Raw genomic sequence first — 17,902 nt, 5'->3', positions numbered from 1 at the left:
CTCGACGGGCTGGAAGGCATGAAGGCGCGGATCAGCGATCCCCAGGGGCAGCGGCAGGCAGCCGCCGCCCTGATCAGGGTGATCGACCTGACTTTGAAGGCATGATCGCGAACCAATCGAAGAACATCGATTGGTCGTTTAGGCCCGACGGCGAACCACCTCGGGATTCTTGCGCACAGCGAGGAATTCCTTGACCCGCCGGCCGGGTGCGGGACCGCGCACCGGCTTGAAGCCGTCATCGAGTTCGCCGGAGAGATCGAGCGTCGGACGCTTGCCGACGGCGTCGTAATTCTCTTCCAGCCAGTCGCTGGCGGCGGTGCGGCCGAGATCGCGCAGATAAGTCAGGAATGCCCATTCGGCATTGACCTTGGACGATGCCGACAGGTCCTTGAACGCTTCATCGGCATCGATGCGATGCATGCGGATGTCGCGGTATTCGCCATGCGGCAGACGGCCGGCGGCGATCAGCTCCTTGACGAAGGCGATCGAGCGGAATTCGCGCAGCAGCCCGGCGTTGAAGGTGATCTCGTCGATGCGGTTCTGAATCTCGTTGGCGCTCCTTGGTGTTCCCTCCCGCACCACTGGATTGATCTGCACCAGAAGCACGTCCTCGGTCGCCGCCGTCTTGAAGAACGGATAGAGCGCCGGGTTGCCGCCATAGCCGCCATCCCAATAGGGCACGCCCTTGATCTCGACGGCACGGAACAGCTGCGGCAGACAGGCCGAGGCCATCACCGTGTCGAGGTCGATCTCGCCATCGGAAAAGACACGTAACTGTCCGGTCTCGACATTGGTCGCCGAGACGAACAGTTCCATCGACTTGCAGGCGCGGACATTCTTGAAATCGATCTCCTGCTGAACCACGTCGCGCAGCGGATTGAGGCCGAGCGGGTTGGCGACGTAGGGCGAGAACACCCGCGACATGGTGTCGAAGAAGAGATAGCCCGGTGTGTTCTCGATCGACCAGTTGCCCCAGGCGACATCCCACGGCATGCGCTGCACCGGGCTGAACCGGCCCTTGGCCGCCACCGCACGCCAGAAATCGTCGAGTTTTTGCCGCGCGCCTTCAACACCGCCGCGGACAAAACCGTCGGCCAGCGCCACCGCATTCATGGCGCCGGCGCTGGTGCCGGACACCGCTGATATCTCCAGCCGTCCGTCCTCCAGCAGCCGGTCGAGCACGCCCCAGGAAAAGGCCCCGTGCGAGCCGCCGCCCTGAAGTGCGACGTTGATCTTCTTCGTCTCCTCCGCCTTGCCGTTTTTGGTCATGGCGTCGTCCTTGATCTGTCCCTTTGGGGTGATGAGAAAATTCTGCGCCTCACGCGGCGGTCCAGCCGCCGTCGATCGAGAGATGCGTGCCGTTGACCTGCGCCGCCGCGTCCGAGCACAGGAACACCGCCGCTGCCGCGATCTGCTCGACCGTGACGAATTCCTTGGTCGGCTGCTTGTCCAGCATGACCTCGCGGATGACCGTCTCGCGGTCCATCTGATGGGCTTTCATCTGGTCGGGGATCTGCGCCTCGACCAGCGGCGTCAGCACATAGCCCGGGCAGATGGCGTTGCAGGTGATTTTGTCACGCGCCAGTTCAAGCGCAACGGTCTTGGTCAATCCCATGATGCCGTGCTTGGCCGCGACATAGGCCGACTTGAACGGAGACGCGACCAGACCATGCGCCGAGGCGATGTTGACGATCCGGCCGCCGCCGGACTTTTTCATCAGCGGAATGGCGGCTGCGATGGTGTGGAACGCCGAGGACAGGTTGATGGCGATGATGGCGTCCCATTTCTCGATCGGGAAGTCTTCCACCGGCGCGACATGCTGGATGCCGGCATTGTTGACCAGGATATCGACCGAGCCGAATGTCTCGGCCGCCCTGGCGACAAGCGCCCGGCATTCTGCCGGTTTCGACATATCAGCCTTGATGTAGGCGGCCTTCACCTTGTGCTGTCTGGCGATCGCGTCAGTGATGGCGTGGTCGGCAGCCGTGTCGGAGAAGGAATTGACGACGACGTTATGGCCTTCGGCCGCCAACGCCTGGGCGATGGCCAAGCCAATGCCTGATGTGGAGCCGGTGATAATCGCGGTTTTTCTGGCGGCCAAGGGCGGAATCCTCTGGTTACGGCAAGAGCGGACTTATGTTGCAGTGCAGCATATATGCTCAATGCGACGCAATAACAGCGGCCAGAATTTGCGGCGAGATGAAATTTTCGTCATGAGCGGTCACACAGCCGCTCCCGGGAGGACGTCGGCTGGATCGCCCCGTCCTTCCCTACAAAACAAAGAAGCCTCAGGCGACGAGGTCCGGCACCGGCCCGACATAACGCGACTGCGGACGGATCAGCCGTCCGGTCGTCTGCTGCTCGCGTGCATGCGCAATCCAGCCGGCGACACGCCCGGCGGCAAAGACATTGCTGAAGGCTGACGGTGGAAAGCCCGCCGCCTCCAGCAGCAGCGCGGTGTAGAACTCGACATTGGTCTGCAGCGAGCGCGACGGCTTGGTGACCCGCAGCACGTCAAGCGCTGCTTGCTCCACTGTCTCCGCGAAGACCAGCCGGCGGCCGGTTTCGCCCTCGCCGCCGAGTTGCCGTACGACCGCTTTCAGCACATCGGCGCGCGGATCGCGCACGCGGTAGATGCGATGTCCGAACCCCATGATGCGCTCGCCATGCGCGACCTCGTCGCGCAGCCAGCCGGCGGCATCGCCATGCTTCGCGATCGCATCCAGCATCTCGATCACCGGCCCTGGCGCGCCGCCATGCAGCGGCCCCTTGAGCGCGCCAAGCCCGGCCAGCACGGACGATGTCAGGCCGGCCAGTGTCGAAGCGACCACGCGGGTGGCAAAGGTCGATGCGTTGAGGCCATGGTCGCAGACGGTCACCAGATAGGTGTCGAGCGCGTTCGCCAGTGCCGGTGAGGCGACGCTGCCGCTCAGCATCCGCAACATGTCGGCGGCATGGTCGGCGCGGCTGTCCGGCGCGATCGGCTCCTCGCCACGCTGCAGGCGCAACAAGGCCGGCGTCAGCACGGCGGGCGCCGCGATCAGCAGCAAGGCGTCCGTCAGCCTGTCGCCGTCCGGCAGTAGCGCCATGCCGGCGCGCATGGCACTGTAGACATCGAGCGATGCCAGCAGGGGCAACGAGGGCAAAAGCCGCTCAAACACGTCCGCACGTGCTTGGCCTAGCGCCCGGGTCAGGTCCGCATCGCCGTGAAGGTCGTCGAAGAAGCCGTCGAGCAGCAGGCGCACCACCTGGGCATAGTTCCAGCGGCCGGCCAGCTCCGGCAGCGAGTGACCTCGGATCGTCAGACGACCGCCAAGACCATCCACGTCGGAAAGCACGGTTTCCGCCGCTACCACGTCATCGAGCCCATTCGCCATAGCCTTGTCTCCTTGAAGCATTTCCAGATCGGAGATAAGGCTGGGCAACATGTCCATCAATCTTGATCAATAGAATCAATATCAAAGGTCGATATGTCCGAGTGGTTGTCCAGGGAAGAAGCGCTCGAGCGCCTCAAGGTGCGGGCAGACGCTGTACGCCTATGTCAGCCGTGGGCGCATCGGCATGCGGCCCGACCGCGCCGATCCGCGCCGCAGCCAGTATCGCGCCGACGACATTGCAGCCCTGGCGACCCGCCGGGCACGCGGCCGCAGCCCTTCGGCTATCGCCGAAAGCGCGATCGCCTGGGGTGAGCCGTCGATCGCAACGGCGATCTCGACCGTCTCGCACGGTCGACTCATCTATCGCGGGCAGGACGCCGCAGCGCTTTCTGCATATGCCACATTGGAAGAAGCAGCCGCAGTGCTCTGGGCTCTGCCTGAACCGGTGACTTTCGAAGCACCGTCACCGGATGCGCCCTATCAGCCTGGCCGAGCCTCGGCCTTTGCACGACTTGCCGTGCTTGCCGGCCAGGGGCGCCCATCGCTTGGGCGCAGCGCCGCCTCGCTGCATGCCGATGCCGCGCACGCGGTCGGCGTGCTGGCCGGCGCGCTGGGCGCGCCGGCGGGATCAGGTCCGGTCCACCAGCGGCTGGCGCAGGAGTGGTTGGTGGATGCTGGCGGGGCGGACGCGATCCGCCGGGCGCTTGTCCTGCTTGCCGATCATGAACTGAATGCGTCGACCTTCGCCGCGCGCGTCGCAGCCTCGACCGGCGCGCCGCTGGCCGCTTGCCTGCTCGCTGGGCTCGCGACGCTATCGGGGCCACGTCATGGCGGCGCCGGCGAGGCGGTGATGCAACTGGCCGAGGATGCGGCGCGACATGGCGCTGAGGCGACGATCCGGCGCTGGCTCAGCCATGACCGGCCGCTGCCGGGATTCGGTCATCAGCTCTATCCCGACGGCGACCCCCGAGGGGCGGCGCTGCTGTCGGTGATCGAGGTTGACGGCACACTATCGTCGCTGCGCGATGCTGCTCTTGCCGCTACCGGTGCGCTTCCCAACGTCGACTTTGGGCTGGCCGCCCTGACGCGCAGCCTTGCCTTGCCGCGCGATGCACCGTTCCGCCTGTTTGCGCTCGCACGCAGCGTCGGCTGGGCCGCGCACACGGTCGAACAGATAACAAGCGGAAGTGTCATCAGGCCGCGCGGCCGCTATGAGGGGGTGCTGCCTTAGAGCAATTCCAGGAAAAGTGTGAAACGGTTTTCCGTCCGGAATTGCGTCAAAACAGAGAGTTAGAGCATGATCCCGAAAAGTGGGTACCGGTTTTCACGGACAAACGGTTTCCGTTTGTCCAGCGATCATGCTCAAACAAACAGATAGAGGGCGCAGCAATCCGATGGGCCGTTGCGATCGGATCTTTCGATCCGGAATTCTCACGACATCGTGTCGAGCTTGCGCTGCATGGCCGCGATCTGATCCTTCAATTCCTGAAGGTCGTCAGGTTTTTCTGGCGTTTCCTTCCTGGCCGGCTCGGGCGTTGGCGCAGCCGCTGGCGCGGAGCCAGAGGGCGGGAACGGCGTGAACAGCCGCATCGCATTCTGGAACATTTCCATGTTGCGGCGTGTCTGTTCCTCCAGCGCCTTGATCGGCGTGGTGATCTTCATCATGTCGAGCGGCGACTTGCCGATCGCACCCTTCATCTGCTCGCGAAAGCGCTCCTGTTCCTTGGAGAAGGCGAGCATCGACTGCTCGAGGAAGCTTGGCACGATCATCTGCATCTGGTCGCCGTAATAAGCGATGAGCTGGCGCAGAAACGGGATCGGCAGCATGTTCTGCCCATCCTTGTTCTCCAGTTCGAAGATGATCTGTGTCAGCACCGGATGCGTGATGTCGTCGCCGGTCTTGGCGTCCTGGACGGTGAACTCCTCGCCCTTCTTGACCATCTCGGCGAGGTCCTCGAGCGTCACATAGGTGCTGGTGCCGGTGTTGTAGAGGCGGCGATTGGCGTATTTCTTGATGATGATCGGATCGTCTTTAGCGGCCATCTACATCCTCCCAGGGACACCGGCGCGCCTCTGAGTAAGCCGCCGATAACGATTGTGCCTTTTTTGAGGATATGCGCAAAAGCCTCACAATTCCAAGCAGTTTGTGCAGTGCGGGATCACTAAATGCTGCATAGCGGGCAAAATATGCTGCGCAGCAATGGACGAATGGCCGCCACGGCAAGGCGCGACCTGCTTGCCGCGCATGGGCGCCATGCCCATTTCCGGTTTGACTTGGGGTTGGGAAAGGGCAAGAAAAGTCCTCAACGACAGAACAACACCTTGAAGTCTGGAGAAGAAAATGTCCGCTTCCATCGTCATTGCCAGTGCAGCGCGCACGCCGGTCGGTTCCTTCAACGGCGCCTTCGCCGCCACCCCGGCGCATGAGCTCGGTGCCATCGTCATCAGGGAATTGCTGTCGCGTGCCGGTGTCGAACCAGGCGAGGTCGACGAGGTCATCCTCGGTCAGGTGCTGACTGCCGCTCAGGGTCAGAACCCGGCCCGCCAAGCATCGATCAATGCCGGCCTGCCCAAGGAAACCACCGCCTGGGGCCTCAATCAGGTTTGCGGCTCGGGCCTGCGCGCCATTGCGCTCGGCATGCAGCAGATCGCCACCGGCGATGCCAAGGTGATCATAGCCGGCGGCCAGGAATCGATGTCGCTTTCGACGCATGCCCAGCACCTGCGCGCCGGTGTCAAGATGGGCGACTTCAAGCTGATCGACACCATGATCAAGGACGGGCTGTGGGATGCCTTCAACGGCTATCACATGGGCAACACCGCCGAAAACGTCGCACGTCAGTTCCAGATCACCCGCGAAGACCAGGACCAGTTTGCGCTCGCCTCGCAGAACAAGGCCGAGGCCGCGCAGAAGGCCGGCAAGTTCAAGGACGAGATCGTCGCCGTCACCATCAAGAGCAAGAAGGGCGACACCATCGTCGACCAGGACGAATACATCCGCCACGGCGCCACGATCGACGCCATGACCAAGCTGAAGCCGGCTTTCGACAAGGACGGCACGGTGACCGCCGCCAATGCCTCCGGCATCAATGACGGCGCCGCTGGCGCGCTGCTGATGAGCGAAGCGGAAGCGGTGAGGCGCGGCATCACCCCGCTGGCGCGCATCGTGTCCTGGGCAACCGCCGGCGTCGATCCGCAGATCATGGGCACCGGACCTATTCCCGCCTCGCGCAAGGCATTGGAAAAGGCCGGCTGGTCGGTCGGCGATCTCGACCTGGTCGAGGCCAACGAAGCCTTTGCCGCCCAGGCCTGCGCCGTCAATAAGGACATGGGCTGGGATCCCTCGATCGTCAACGTCAATGGCGGCGCCATTGCCATCGGCCACCCGATCGGCGCGTCGGGCGCCCGCGTCTTCAACACGCTGGTCTTCGAAATGCGCCGTCGCGGCGCCAAGAAAGGCCTCGCCACCCTATGCATCGGCGGCGGCATGGGCGTCGCCATGTGCGTCGAAGCATTCTGAAGAAAGTCACCAACCCGGGCGGCGCGAGCCGCCCGTTCTGTATCCAGTGCCTGCCAAGCCCGACAACAGGGCGATATCAAAAAAGGGGAAATGCATGACCAAGGTAGCAATCGTCACAGGCGGATCGCGCGGTATCGGCGCGGCGATCTCGATCGCATTGAAGACCGTCGGCTATTCGGTTGCCGCGAACTATGCCGGCAATGACGAAGCGGCGGCGAAATTCAAGGCCGAGACCGGCATTCCGGTCTACAAATGGTCTGTCGCCGACTATGACGCCTGCGCCGCCGGCATCAAGCAGGTCGAGGCCGATCTCGGCCCGGTCTCGGTGCTGGTCAACAATGCCGGCATCACCCGTGACGCCATGTTCCACAAGATCACGCGTGAACAGTGGAAAGAGGTCATCGACACCAACCTGTCCGGCGTCTTCAACATGACGCATCCGCTGTGGGGCGGCATGCGCGACCGCAAGTTCGGCCGCGTCATCACCATCTCCTCGATCAACGGCCAGAAGGGCCAGGCCGGCCAGGTCAACTATTCCGCCGCCAAGGCCGGCGACATCGGTTTCAGCAAAGCTCTCGCTCAGGAGGGGGCGCGCGCGGGAATCACCGTCAACGTCATCTGCCCCGGCTACATCGCCACCGAGATGGTCAAGGCGATCGACGAGAAGGTGCTCAACGAGCGTATCATTCCGCAGATCCCCGTCGGCCGCCTCGGCGAGCCCGAAGAAATCGCGCGCTGCGTCGTCTTCCTCGCATCCGAAGATGCCGGCTTCATCACCGGCTCGACCATCACGGCCAATGGCGGCCAATACTTCGCCTGACGACGTGGCGATTTAGGTGGAGAGATCGACGGGCCGGCACACCGGCCCGTTTTTCGTTGCCGGCATGATCCCTTTGACGTGCTCGCGACGGCAGCTGACCCAATCCGGCACGCAGAGGTTAACAGCCACCCGCTGCCCTGTGCGAAAGCTGCTTCGCAACCTGTGGATTCTCGGTGGATAAGCTGTTCACAACACAAGATATTGGGGTGAACAAACCAAGAAAATTCCGGCATCGCTGATTCGTCGCCGATTCGTTCCGGCTTTGAGCGGAACGTTAACGACGACAGCCGGAATCGCCTGCCAGTTCCTTAACGTCGATTAAGAAAGATCAACAATTTCATAATCTTGGCCAAGGCGCGCCAAGCCAATATGATCGTTCATCGGCAAAGGTTAACGGCAACGCCCTCTTAGCATCAAACGGGCCAGTTCAGCGATTCAGCATGTGGTGCGACTCGCGGTCGCAAAATCCACATGTAGCCGTGAACAAAAGCTGAATCTGCAGGAGTCACTGATTCGTCGCTGATTCGTTCCAGACTCGTTCTATCTGTTAATCCGCAGCCGATTGTGAGCTTGACAAAAACACCTTCTGGCCGCTGGCGGAACATTCCGCTTTCGCTTCGCGCCCGAAATCCCTATGTGTCGCCTGTCATACGCGCCACTTGAGGCACGCTCCCGACAACCAGAGGCCAGAAAGCCTTATTTCCAGGTCCCAGAAGCCTTATTCTAGGTCGATGAACATCCAGCCCAAACACACCGAGCCGCTGATCCTGTCGGGCCGCGACGTGACCGCCGTGCTTGGGCCGACCAACACCGGCAAGACCCATCTCGCCATCGAGCGCATGGTGGCGCATGAGAGTGGCATCATCGGCCTGCCGCTCAGGTTGCTGGCGCGTGAGGTCTATGCCCGCGTGTGCGAAAAGGTCGGCGCCCACAAGGTCGCGCTGATCACCGGCGAAGAAAAGATCCAGCCGCCGGGCGCCAGATATTCGGTCTGCACCGTCGAAGCCATGCCGCGCGAGACCGACGCCGCCTTCGTCGCCATCGACGAGGTGCAGCTTGCCGGCGACCTTGAGCGCGGCCACATCTTCACAGACCGCATCCTGCATTTGCGCGGCCGCCAGGAGACGCTGCTGCTGGGTGCGGCCACCATGCACGGCATCCTGCAGCGCCTGCTGAGGGGGGTCTCGGTGGTGACGCGGCCAAGGCTGTCGCATCTTGCCTATGCCGGTTCGAAGAAGCTGACACGCCTGCCGCGGCGCACGGCAATCGTCGCCTTCTCCGCCGACGAGGTCTACGCCATCGCGGAACTCATCCGCCGCCAGCAAGGCGGTGCCGCCGTCGTGCTCGGCGCGCTCTCGCCGCGCACCCGCAACGCCCAGGTGGCACTATTCCAGTCCGGCGATGTCGACTATCTCATTGCCACCGACGCCATCGGCATGGGCCTCAACCTCGATCTCGACCACGTCGCCTTCGCCCAGAACCGCAAGTTCGATGGCTTCCAGTATCGCAACCTGACGGCGGCCGAGCTTGGCCAGATCGCCGGCCGTGCCGGCCGGCATCTGCGCGACGGCACCTTCGGCGTCACCGGTCAGGTCGACCCCCTGGACGAGGAGCTGATCAAGAAGATCGAAGGCCATGATTTCGATCCGGTAAAGGTGCTGCAGTGGCGCACCGCGCATTTCGACTTTGCTAGCCTCGATGCGCTGAAGCGCTCGATTGAAACCAACGCCCCGGTCGAGGGCCTGACGCGGGCATTGCCTGCTGTCGACGCGCAGGCACTCGAGCATCTGTCGCGCGACGAGGACATCCGCGCACTCGCCACCAATGCCAAACGGGTGGCGCTGCTGTGGGAAGCCTGCGCGCTGCCCGACTACCGCAAGATCGCACCTGCCCAGCATGCCGACCTCATTGCCTCGATCTACACGGACCTCGCACGCCACGGCCATGTCGACGAGAATTACATGGCCGAGCAGGTGCGCCGCGCTGACACAACGGAGGGCGATATTGACACGCTGTCGCATCGCATTGCCCAGATCCGCACCTGGACATTCGTGTCGAACCGGCCCGGCTGGCTGGCCGATCAGGCACACTGGCAGGAAAAGACGCGCGAAATCGAAGACAGATTGTCGGATGCGCTGCATGAGCGGTTGACGAAACGCTTCGTAGACCGCAGGACTTCCGTCCTCATGCGGCGCCTTAGAGAAAATACCATGCCTGAAGCCGAAATTAGTCCTACCGGAACTGTCCTTGTCGAAGGCCACCATGTCGGCGAGTTGCAAGGGTTCCGCTTCACCGCTGATCAGACCGCCGGCGGCGAAGACGCCAAGGCAGTGCGCACCGCCGCGCAGAAGGCGCTGGCCGCCGAGTTCGAGGCGCGTGCCGAACGCTTCGGCGCCTCGGCCAATGGCGACATCGCGCTTGGCTCGGACGGCACGCTGCGCTGGATCGGCGCGCCAATCGGTACGCTGGTCTCGGGCGAAGACGGGTTGAAGCCGCGCCTGGTGCTGCTGGCCGACGAACAGCTGACCGGCCCGGCGCGCGACAAGGTTGCCGCGCGTGCCGAACGTTTCGTCAATTTCCAGATCGAGTCGCTGCTGAAGCCGCTGGTCGACCTGAAGAATGCCGACCAGATTTCCGGCATCGGCCGTGGCATCGCCTTCCAGCTGGTCGAGAATTTCGGTCTCATCAACCGCCGCGACATCGCCGAGGAGATGAAGTCGCTCGACCAGGAAGGCCGCGCCGCGCTTCGCCGACTTGGCGTGCGCTTCGGCGCCTACCATGTCTTTGTGCCGGCGCTGATCAAGCCGGCGCCTGCGGGGCTGGTGACGCTGCTGTGGGCGCTGAAGAACGACGGCAAGGACAAGCCAGGCTTTGGCGACGTGGTCCATGCGCTCGCCTCTGGCCGCACCTCTGTGGTCATCGATCCTGCCTTCGACAAGACATTCTACAAGCTTGCCGGCTATCGCAATCTCGGCCGCCGCGCCGTGCGCATCGATATTCTGGAACGGCTGGCCGATCTGATCCGTCCGGCGACCAACTGGAAGCCCGGTCTCGGCCAGCGTCCGGATGGCGCCTATGACGGCCAGTCCTTCATGGTGACGCCGCCGATGATGTCGATCCTCGGCGCCACCGCCGACGACATGGAAGAAATCCTCAAAGGCTTGGGCTACCGCGCCGAGCCGAAGCCAGCCGTCGAGGTCAAGGCGCGGCTCGAAGCACAGGACAATGCCGCGCGCGAAGCGGCGGTGGCAAAGTTTGCGGCGGAAGAGGCTGCACGAGCCGAGCAGGCCAAAGCGGCCGAAGCCGCTTCAACGGATGCCGCGGCAGAGGCAGCAATCGAAGGGTCGGAGCCGGCATCGGACACAGTGGCCGTTTCGGAAACGGCGGCCGAGATCGTCGCGGACGCTGCGGCCGAACCTGCTGTGCCTGCCGTGGAAGAACAGGCGGACGCTCCGGTCGAAGCCGTGCAAGACGAAGCGCCTGCAGCCGAGACTGCTGCCGAAGCCGCTGAACCGGCGCCGGTTGAACCGCAGGCAGAGGCTGAGACTGGCCAGATTGAAGCCGCGGCGGCAGAAGAAGCCGCACCGGCCGAGCTGGTGTTGGATGCCGCGCCCGCGACGGACGCGGTCCCGGACGAACCTACTGCGGTGGCTGAAGCAGCCGCCGGTGAAGCCTCTCCAGAAGCCGAAGCGCCAAAACCTATCCTGTTGTGGCGTCAGGGGCGGTTCGAACAGCGCCCGCGCAACCGCGACGACAACCGCAGGAACAATCGCCCGCGCAACGGACAAGCGCGCGGCCGAAGTGATGCGCCTGCGGATGCCGCCGGCGCACCGGCCGCAGCTGCACCCGGAGAACGTCCGGCCCATGAAGGACGGCGCGATGGAGCCGGTAAGCCGCGCTTCGACCGCTCGAAGTTCAAACCCAAGCCGCAGGCCGAAGGCGAACAGCGGCGTGAGGGCCGGCCGCAAGGCGAGCGTCCCGACCGCCGCGAAGGCCGTCCCGACTGGAAGGGTGGTCCGCAAGGCGGCAAGCCCGCCTTCCAGCCGAAGCCGCGCGAGGAGCGCCCGGTGCGCTTCGATCCGGACTCGCCCTTCGCCAAGCTCGCCGCTCTGCGCGACCAGCTGAAGAAGTAGAACCCGGCTCGCTTCGATGGTTGCTGAAGGCCGCCAGCGTATAGACAAATGGCTGTTCTTCTCGCGCGCCGTGAAATCACGCTCGCTGGCGGCAAAGTTGGTCATCGCCGGCCGGGTCCGCATCAATCGCGACAAAGCAGCGCAGGCCTCCGATCAGGTCAAGCCAGGCGACGTGCTGACCATCACGCTTGAGCGGCGCATTTTCATCTGGAAGGTGCTCGGCGCCGGTGCACGACGCGGCCCGGCCGAGGAGGCCCGCACGCTCTACGAGGATATCTCGCCACCGCCCGCACCGAAGGGCGAAGCCCCTCCTGATGCAATTCCGGGGCTGCGTGAGGCCGGTAGCGGCCGCCCGACCAAGAAGGAACGCCGCCAGACCGACCGACTGCTCGGCGAAGATTGATGCCTAGCGTACGCAGCGGTTTTGCGACAGCGATACGCCTAAGGCAAGAACTGAGCCCGGCAAACAAGACGTTCTGCGGGACATGACTGACTTCCGCCGGCGCTGCCGTCTGGAATTCCATTCCGGAAACACCGGCACCGCCCGCAATGGCTACCCTTGCAAGCGGTCGATAAAGGCGTTACCTGACGGAAAAAGCCCAACAAAAATGGGACGTCCCGGAGCCGACCGATGACCTATGTCGTGACCGACAATTGCATCAAATGCAAATACATGGACTGCATCGAGGTCTGTCCGGTCGACTGTTTCTACGAAGGCGAGAACATGCTCGTCATCCATCCCGACGAGTGCATCGACTGCGGCGTTTGCGAGCCGGAATGCCCGGCCGACGCAATCAAGCCCGACACCGAGCCGGGCCTCGACAAATGGCTGCAGGTCAACACCGAATACGCCGAGAAATGGCCCAACATCACCGCCAAGAAGGAACCGCCGGCAGACGCCAAATCCTTCGACGGCGAGGCCGGTAAGTTCGAGAAATACTTCTCGGCAGAGCCCGGCGAGGGCGATTGACAACACGGCCGCAAAGGCCGGTATTACGCAAGGTAAGAGGCAGGTCACATTAACCGGCTTGACAGCTGGCGCCGACCCGTGGCCTTCGCGTATGCAGCAAAACCTTGATTCTTCCGACTTTTTGTGTTACATCAGCCAAACATGCCGGTGACACAACGTCGATTTATGGCGCAGACGCCCCAAATCACTGAAAGGTGAAAATCCCATTCCGGACCAGAGCGATCTGGGCCAGGCGGCCGCAATATTGCGTTTGCCGGTCCGGCTTTTCCGATGGGTTCATCTGTTGTGCGGCTAACGATCGGTTTCCCCGATCGCGCGAGTTCGGGCCGGCAGGACGCCGGTACCACAACAAGGAGTTCAGGGCGTAATGGCAACGATCACCCCGCAGAAGAAGTCCACCGCTGCGCGTCACGGTTTCAAGACCGGCGAATACATCGTCTATCCGGCGCATGGCGTCGGCCAGATCGTCTCGATCGACGAGCAGGAAGTTGCTGGACACAAGCTGGAACTGTTCGTCATCGACTTCTCGAAGGACAAGATGCGCCTGAAGGTGCCGGTCGCCAAGGCGACCTCCATCGGCATGCGCAAACTGTCGGAAGAGGATTATGTCGAGCGCGCGCTGAAGGTCGTGCAGGGCCGCGCCCGCGTCAAGCGCACCATGTGGTCGCGCCGCGCCCAGGAATATGATGCGAAGATCAATTCCGGCGACCTGATCTCGATCTCCGAAGTTGTGCGCGACCTCTACCGCGCCGACAACCAGCCGGAGCAGTCCTATTCCGAGCGTCAGCTCTACGAGGCGGCGCTCGACCGCATGGCCCGCGAGATCGCGGCCGTCAACCGTATGTCGGAAACCGAAGCCGTGCGCCTGATCGAGGTCAACCTCAACAAGGGCCCTAAGCGTGGCGCCAAGGCCGACAATGAGGAAGCCGAGCAGGAAGAAGCTGCCTGAGCTTTTTCGCCTTTGAATTCATGAAAAACCCGGCCTCGCGCCGGGTTTTTTGCTTTCTGGCGTGACGCTCAACCGAAGGCAGCGCTTACACCTCGCCGCCACCTTCCCTCATGGCCTCCTGCTTCAGCGTCGCAATGAAGCGCTTGGTCCGTTGCTGCTCAGGGTTGTTGAACAGCACCGCGGCCGGCCCCTTCTCGACGATGACGCCGGCGTCCAGGAACACCACTTCCTGGGCGATCTTGGAGGCGAGCCGCAGATCATGTGTCGCCATCACCATGGTCGTGCCTTCGCTGGCCAGCTTGCCGAGCACGTCGACCACCTCTTGCGCCAGTTCCGGGTCGAGCGCCGAGGTCGGTTCGTCGCAAAGCAGCACTTTCGGTGACGGCGCCAGGGCGCGGGCGATCGCCACGCGCTGCTGCTGGCCGCCGGACAGCGTCGCCGGCCAGGCATCGGCCTTGTGCGCCATGCCCACCTTCTCCAGCAAAGCCAGCGCCCGCTCGCGGGCCCTCTCAGGCGGCCATTTCAGCACCGTCACCAGCCCTTCCATGACATTTTCGATCGCGGTGCGATGCGGAAACAGCTGGAAGTTCTGGAACACCATGCCGGTCTGCAGGCGCAGGCGCTGGATATCCCTGGCCGGAACCCTGCCGCCAGGGTGGAATTCGAGCGTCTCGTCGCCGATACGCACCCTGCCCGAGGTCGGGATCTCCAGGAGGTTGATGCAGCGCAGTAGGGTGCTTTTTCCGCCGCCCGAAGGGCCGACAAGCGCCGTGACGTTGCCTTCGGCAATGGTGACCGTCACACCCTTCAGCACGAGATTGTCGCCAAAGCGCTTCTCGATTTTGGTAAGGCCGATCATGAGCGTGCCTCCAGGAAGCCGCCATAGCGATTGAGCCGGGTCTCCAGCCGCGTCTGCAAGGCCGACAGCACCGAACTCAACGCCAGATAGAGGATCGCCGCCTCGACATAGAGGATCAGCGGCTCATAAGTGGTGGCGACGATGCGCTGCGCCGCCTGGAACATCTCCGGCACGGTGATGGCGGCGGCCAGCGAGGTGTCCTTGACCAGCGAGATGAAGGTGTTGGAAAGCGGCGGCACCGCGACCCGGCCGGCCTGCGGCAGGATGGTGCGCCGCATCGCCTGACTCCAGGTCATGCCGATCGAATAGGCGGCTTCCCACTGGCCCTTCGGCACCGAGCCTATTGCCGCGCGGATGATTTCCGAGGTGTAGGCGCCGATGTTGAGCGTGAAGCCGATCAACGCCGCCGTGAAGGCGTCGAGCAGGATGCCGACCGACGGCAGGCCGTAGAAGATCAGGAACAGCTGCACCAAAAGTGGCGTGCCGCGGAAGATCCAGACATAGAAGCGCACAAGCGCGACCAGCGGCTTCGGCCCGAACAGCCGGGCAAGTGCTGCACCCAGGCCGACCGTCAAGCCAAGAGCGAAGGACAACAGCGTCAGCGGCACGGTGAAGATCAGCGCCGCCCACAGGAGCGAAGGCAGCGACTCCAGCATCAGTTGCAGCCAGTGCGGCACGTAAGACCCTCCAAATTGGTCGAGGCAGTTGGTCAAGACGCGAATGCGTCAGCCATATCACGACAAAAGCGGCGGGCCGTCAAAGACGGCTCGCCGCTCGATATCTCTCGTGGCCGGAGACCGGCCCACCTCATTAGATTACTTCGAAACGTCCTGGCCGAAATAGGTGTCGGCGATCTTCTTGTAGGTGCCGTCGGCCTTGATGTCGGCCAGCGCCTTGTTGATCGCCGCGACCAGCTCCGGATCACCCTTGCGCACGATGACGCCGGAATAGTCGGCGTTTTCCTCTTGTGCGGCGATCTTCACATTGGCGTCGGGCTTGTGCTTCTTGAAGTCGAGGAACGACAGGCTGTCATTGATGGTGGCATCGGCACGGCCTGTCAGAAGCAGCTGGATCGACTGGTCGAAGCCATCGGTGCCGACCAGCTCGGCGCCATTCGTCTCGGCCAGCTTGCCGAAATTCGAGGTCAACGACTGTGCCGACTTCTTGCCTTTGAGATCGGCGAAGCTCTTGATGTCGGTGTTGTCGCCGCGCACGATCAGCACCGCCTTGGAGGCGATGTAGGGATCGGAGAAATCGTACTTGGCCTTGCGGGCGTCGGTGATGCCGACTTCGTTGATGACGGCGTCATAGCGATTGGCGTCGAGACCGGCGATCAACCCGTCCCACTTGCCTTCGAGGAACTCGGCCTTGACGCCGAGCTTGTCGGCGATCGCCTTGGCGATTTCGACGTCGAAGCCGACCAGCGCGCCGGAAGTGTCATGATAGGTGAATGGCGCATAGGTGCCTTCCGTGCCGATCTTGATGGCCCCGGCCTGCTTGATCTGGTCGAGATTGGCGCCGGCATGGCCTACGGCGACAGCCAGAGCCTGCAGCGTTCCGGCGATGATGAGCGACTTGAGCCATTTCATTTTTCTGTGATCCCGTCCTTGGCCGGATATCCGGCATGTTGTGAGCGCTGGAAACTGGCAGATGCAAGGCAAGAAAATAAGGAATGAAATTTCAAAAACAAACCGCTCTTGAAATCGGATACTCAAGATTCTGCTTTTTCGACGAGAGTCGGCGCCATTCCAGACCATCCCGCAAGCCGTCTGGACAGCGCGTCAGGCGCGGCGCCGGCCAGGGAACCATTCCCCTGCATGGCACGTTCTGGCTGTTCTAGGGCACGACGCCGCCATTTCAACCCGGGCGCCAGCCAAGTTTGCAAAGTCATCCGCATCGCCCAGGGAGCGCCTCATGATGGAAGACACGGCAGGACGGATCATGGTCCGCGCGGCAATGAGGGCCCCCTACCTCGAACGTGACGAGGAGCATCGGCTGGCATTGCTCTGGAAAGAGGACAACGACCAGAACGCGCTACACAGCATCACCGTCGCCCATATGCGGCTGGTCATTTCCATGGCCTCCAAATTCCGCCATTACGGCTTGCCGCTTGGCGATCTGATCCAGGAGGGTCATGTCGGCCTGCTTGAAGCCGCCGCCCGCTTCGAGCCCGAGCGCGAGGTGCGGTTCTCGACCTATGCGACGTGGTGGATCCGCGCCTCGATGCAGGACTACATCCTGCGCAACTGGTCGATCGTGCGCGGTGGCACCAGCTCGGCGCAGAAGGCGCTGTTCTTCAACCTGCGACGCCTGCGCGCGCGGCTGGCGAATGGCGCCGAGCCGCTGTCCAACGCAACGCTCTATCGCGAAGTGTCGGAGGCACTCGGCGTCTCCGAAGCCGATGTGGCGATGATGGATTCGCGGCTGTCGGCACCCGACTCCTCGCTCAACATGCCGATTGCCGACGATGCGGGTTCGACTGAGCGGATGGATTTCCTGGTCTCGGACGATCCCTTGCCCGACGAGATCGTCGGCGACAAGATTGATGTCGCGCGCCGCTCGCTCTGGCTGAGGGAAGCGCTTCGCGCGCTCAACGCACGTGAGCTGAGGATCATCGAGGAACGCCGGCTGAACGATGAGGGCGCGACACTCGAAGCGCTCGGCGAGACACTCGGCATTTCCAAGGAACGTGTTCGCCAGATCGAGGCGCGCGCCATGGAAAAGCTCAAGGTGGCGTTGGTGAAGCAGAACCCGGAGTTCATGGCGACGGCCGCCTGATCTCCTGACGCCCCCGATCTGCTGAAGCAAGGACGACGGCGTCAGACATCCGGCAGCTCGCGACGAGCTTATTTGTCGGTGACGATCTTGACCTTGTCGCCGGCCGAAACCGCAGCGCCCGGCGACAGCGCATTGAGCACGCGGAACAAATCGAGCTTGCGGTCGACGCCAACCATCTGCGCCGAGAGCGAACCCATCGTCTGCCCTGGCTGGACAGTGACGACGCGGATATGCAGCGGCTTCAGCGCCGCCTTTTCGGCAGCGCTGAGAATTCGGAACGAGCCGCTGACCGAACGCGCCACGGTGTCCAGCGAGGTGCTGGCCGAAGGGGCAGCGGTCAGCAGCCGGTAGACCTGGCCACCGGCGCGGATCACGGCGATGTCGAACTGCCAGCCTTCGGCGCCGGCATGCGCGGTCGCCGCCTCGTTGCCGTTGATGGTTTCCTGCTTGACGGTGCTGTCGTCGAGACCGGCCACCCAACCGCTGCGGATATAGT

The 17,902-nt window shown here is 63.2% G+C and carries 15 protein-coding genes and 2 pseudogenes; 8 read left to right on the top strand and 9 right to left on the bottom strand.

Annotated elements, in window-relative coordinates:
• Window positions 1–138: 138 nt before the first annotated feature.
• The 3 genes from EN935_RS04180 to EN935_RS04170 form a co-directional block, all read right to left on the bottom strand.
• Window positions 139–1,269, bottom strand: a complete 1,131-nt coding sequence (locus EN935_RS04180) for a patatin-like phospholipase family protein (RefSeq protein WP_127373181.1) — start codon at window positions 1,267–1,269, stop codon at window positions 139–141.
• Window positions 1,270–1,318: 49 nt separating this feature from the next.
• Entirely contained in the window at window positions 1,319–2,110 is a 792-nt protein-coding gene (locus tag EN935_RS04175; RefSeq protein WP_164757667.1) for a 3-hydroxybutyrate dehydrogenase, read from the bottom strand.
• A 178-nt stretch (window positions 2,111–2,288) separates the two neighbouring features.
• On the bottom strand, window positions 2,289–3,377 hold the full coding sequence (locus EN935_RS04170; protein WP_127263894.1) for a citrate synthase/methylcitrate synthase: 1,089 nt from the start codon (window positions 3,375–3,377) through the stop codon (window positions 2,289–2,291).
• A 93-nt stretch (window positions 3,378–3,470) separates the two neighbouring features.
• On the opposite strand from EN935_RS04170, the pseudogene EN935_RS04165 reads away from it, so the two are divergent.
• Window positions 3,471–4,608, top strand: a pseudogene (locus EN935_RS04165) (citrate synthase).
• 200 nt (window positions 4,609–4,808) lie between these two features.
• Here EN935_RS04165 and phaR read toward each other — a convergent pair.
• Window positions 4,809–5,420: a polyhydroxyalkanoate synthesis repressor PhaR gene (gene phaR / locus EN935_RS04160; RefSeq protein ID WP_127263896.1), complete on the bottom strand. Its 612-nt coding sequence runs from the start codon at window positions 5,418–5,420 to the stop codon at window positions 4,809–4,811.
• 84 nt (window positions 5,421–5,504) lie between these two features.
• Complete coding sequence (locus tag EN935_RS04155; protein ID WP_127263897.1) at window positions 5,505–5,732, bottom strand: hypothetical protein; 228 nt, start codon at window positions 5,730–5,732, stop codon at window positions 5,505–5,507.
• Between EN935_RS04155 and EN935_RS04150 the strand changes: the two genes are divergently transcribed.
• The 6 genes from EN935_RS04150 (at window position 5,719) to EN935_RS04125 (ending at window position 13,769) form a co-directional block, all read left to right on the top strand.
• Complete coding sequence (locus EN935_RS04150) at window positions 5,719–6,897, top strand: acetyl-CoA C-acetyltransferase (RefSeq protein WP_127263899.1); 1,179 nt, start codon at window positions 5,719–5,721, stop codon at window positions 6,895–6,897. The genes EN935_RS04155 and EN935_RS04150 overlap by 14 nt on opposite strands.
• Before the next feature lie 94 nt (window positions 6,898–6,991).
• Window positions 6,992–7,717 (top strand): acetoacetyl-CoA reductase, encoded by a 726-nt coding sequence (gene phbB / locus EN935_RS04145; RefSeq protein ID WP_109664861.1) that lies wholly within the window; start codon window positions 6,992–6,994, stop codon window positions 7,715–7,717.
• A 731-nt stretch (window positions 7,718–8,448) separates the two neighbouring features.
• Complete coding sequence (locus EN935_RS04140) at window positions 8,449–11,850, top strand: helicase-related protein (protein ID WP_127263901.1); 3,402 nt, start codon at window positions 8,449–8,451, stop codon at window positions 11,848–11,850.
• Window positions 11,851–11,866: 16 nt separating this feature from the next.
• Entirely contained in the window at window positions 11,867–12,253 is a 387-nt protein-coding gene (locus EN935_RS04135) for an RNA-binding S4 domain-containing protein (protein WP_126070871.1), read from the top strand.
• Window positions 12,254–12,481: 228 nt separating this feature from the next.
• The gene (gene fdxA, locus EN935_RS04130) at window positions 12,482–12,820 is read left to right on the top strand and encodes a ferredoxin FdxA (RefSeq protein WP_013529180.1); all 339 of its coding nucleotides are present in this window, start codon (window positions 12,482–12,484) and stop codon (window positions 12,818–12,820) included.
• A gap of 367 nt (window positions 12,821–13,187) precedes the next feature.
• Window positions 13,188–13,769 carry a CarD family transcriptional regulator gene (locus tag EN935_RS04125; protein ID WP_013529179.1) on the top strand — a complete coding sequence of 194 codons (582 nt, stop codon included), beginning with the start codon at window positions 13,188–13,190 and terminating at the stop codon, window positions 13,767–13,769.
• A gap of 85 nt (window positions 13,770–13,854) precedes the next feature.
• On the opposite strand, the gene EN935_RS04120 is transcribed toward EN935_RS04125, so the two are convergent.
• The 3 genes from EN935_RS04120 to EN935_RS04110 all read right to left on the bottom strand — a co-directional run bounded on the left by EN935_RS04120 (window position 13,855) and on the right by EN935_RS04110 (window position 16,217).
• A complete protein-coding gene (locus tag EN935_RS04120) occupies window positions 13,855–14,628 on the bottom strand; it encodes an amino acid ABC transporter ATP-binding protein (protein ID WP_126070872.1) in 774 nt (257 codons plus the stop codon).
• A complete protein-coding gene (locus EN935_RS04115; RefSeq protein WP_109664849.1) occupies window positions 14,625–15,305 on the bottom strand; it encodes an amino acid ABC transporter permease in 681 nt (226 codons plus the stop codon). Before EN935_RS04115 ends, EN935_RS04120 begins: the two co-directional genes overlap by 4 nt.
• Before the next feature lie 138 nt (window positions 15,306–15,443).
• Window positions 15,444–16,217 (bottom strand): amino acid ABC transporter substrate-binding protein, encoded by a 774-nt coding sequence (locus EN935_RS04110; protein ID WP_127263903.1) that lies wholly within the window; start codon window positions 16,215–16,217, stop codon window positions 15,444–15,446.
• Window positions 16,218–16,542: 325 nt separating this feature from the next.
• Here EN935_RS04110 and EN935_RS04105 point away from each other — a divergent pair, with 325 nt between their 5' ends.
• Window positions 16,543–17,406: an RNA polymerase factor sigma-32 gene (locus EN935_RS04105; RefSeq protein ID WP_109664843.1), complete on the top strand. Its 864-nt coding sequence runs from the start codon at window positions 16,543–16,545 to the stop codon at window positions 17,404–17,406.
• 68 nt (window positions 17,407–17,474) lie between these two features.
• Here EN935_RS04105 and EN935_RS04100 read toward each other — a convergent pair.
• Window positions 17,475–17,902 (bottom strand): annotated as a pseudogene (locus EN935_RS04100) (metalloprotease); the annotation flags it as partial.

The organism is Mesorhizobium sp. M7D.F.Ca.US.004.03.1.1, assembly GCF_003998635.1.
Taxonomy (GTDB): domain Bacteria; phylum Pseudomonadota; class Alphaproteobacteria; order Rhizobiales; family Rhizobiaceae; genus Mesorhizobium; species Mesorhizobium loti.
The sequence above is the reverse complement of the archived record's forward strand: the minus strand, read 5'-3'. Positions and strand labels throughout refer to the sequence as shown.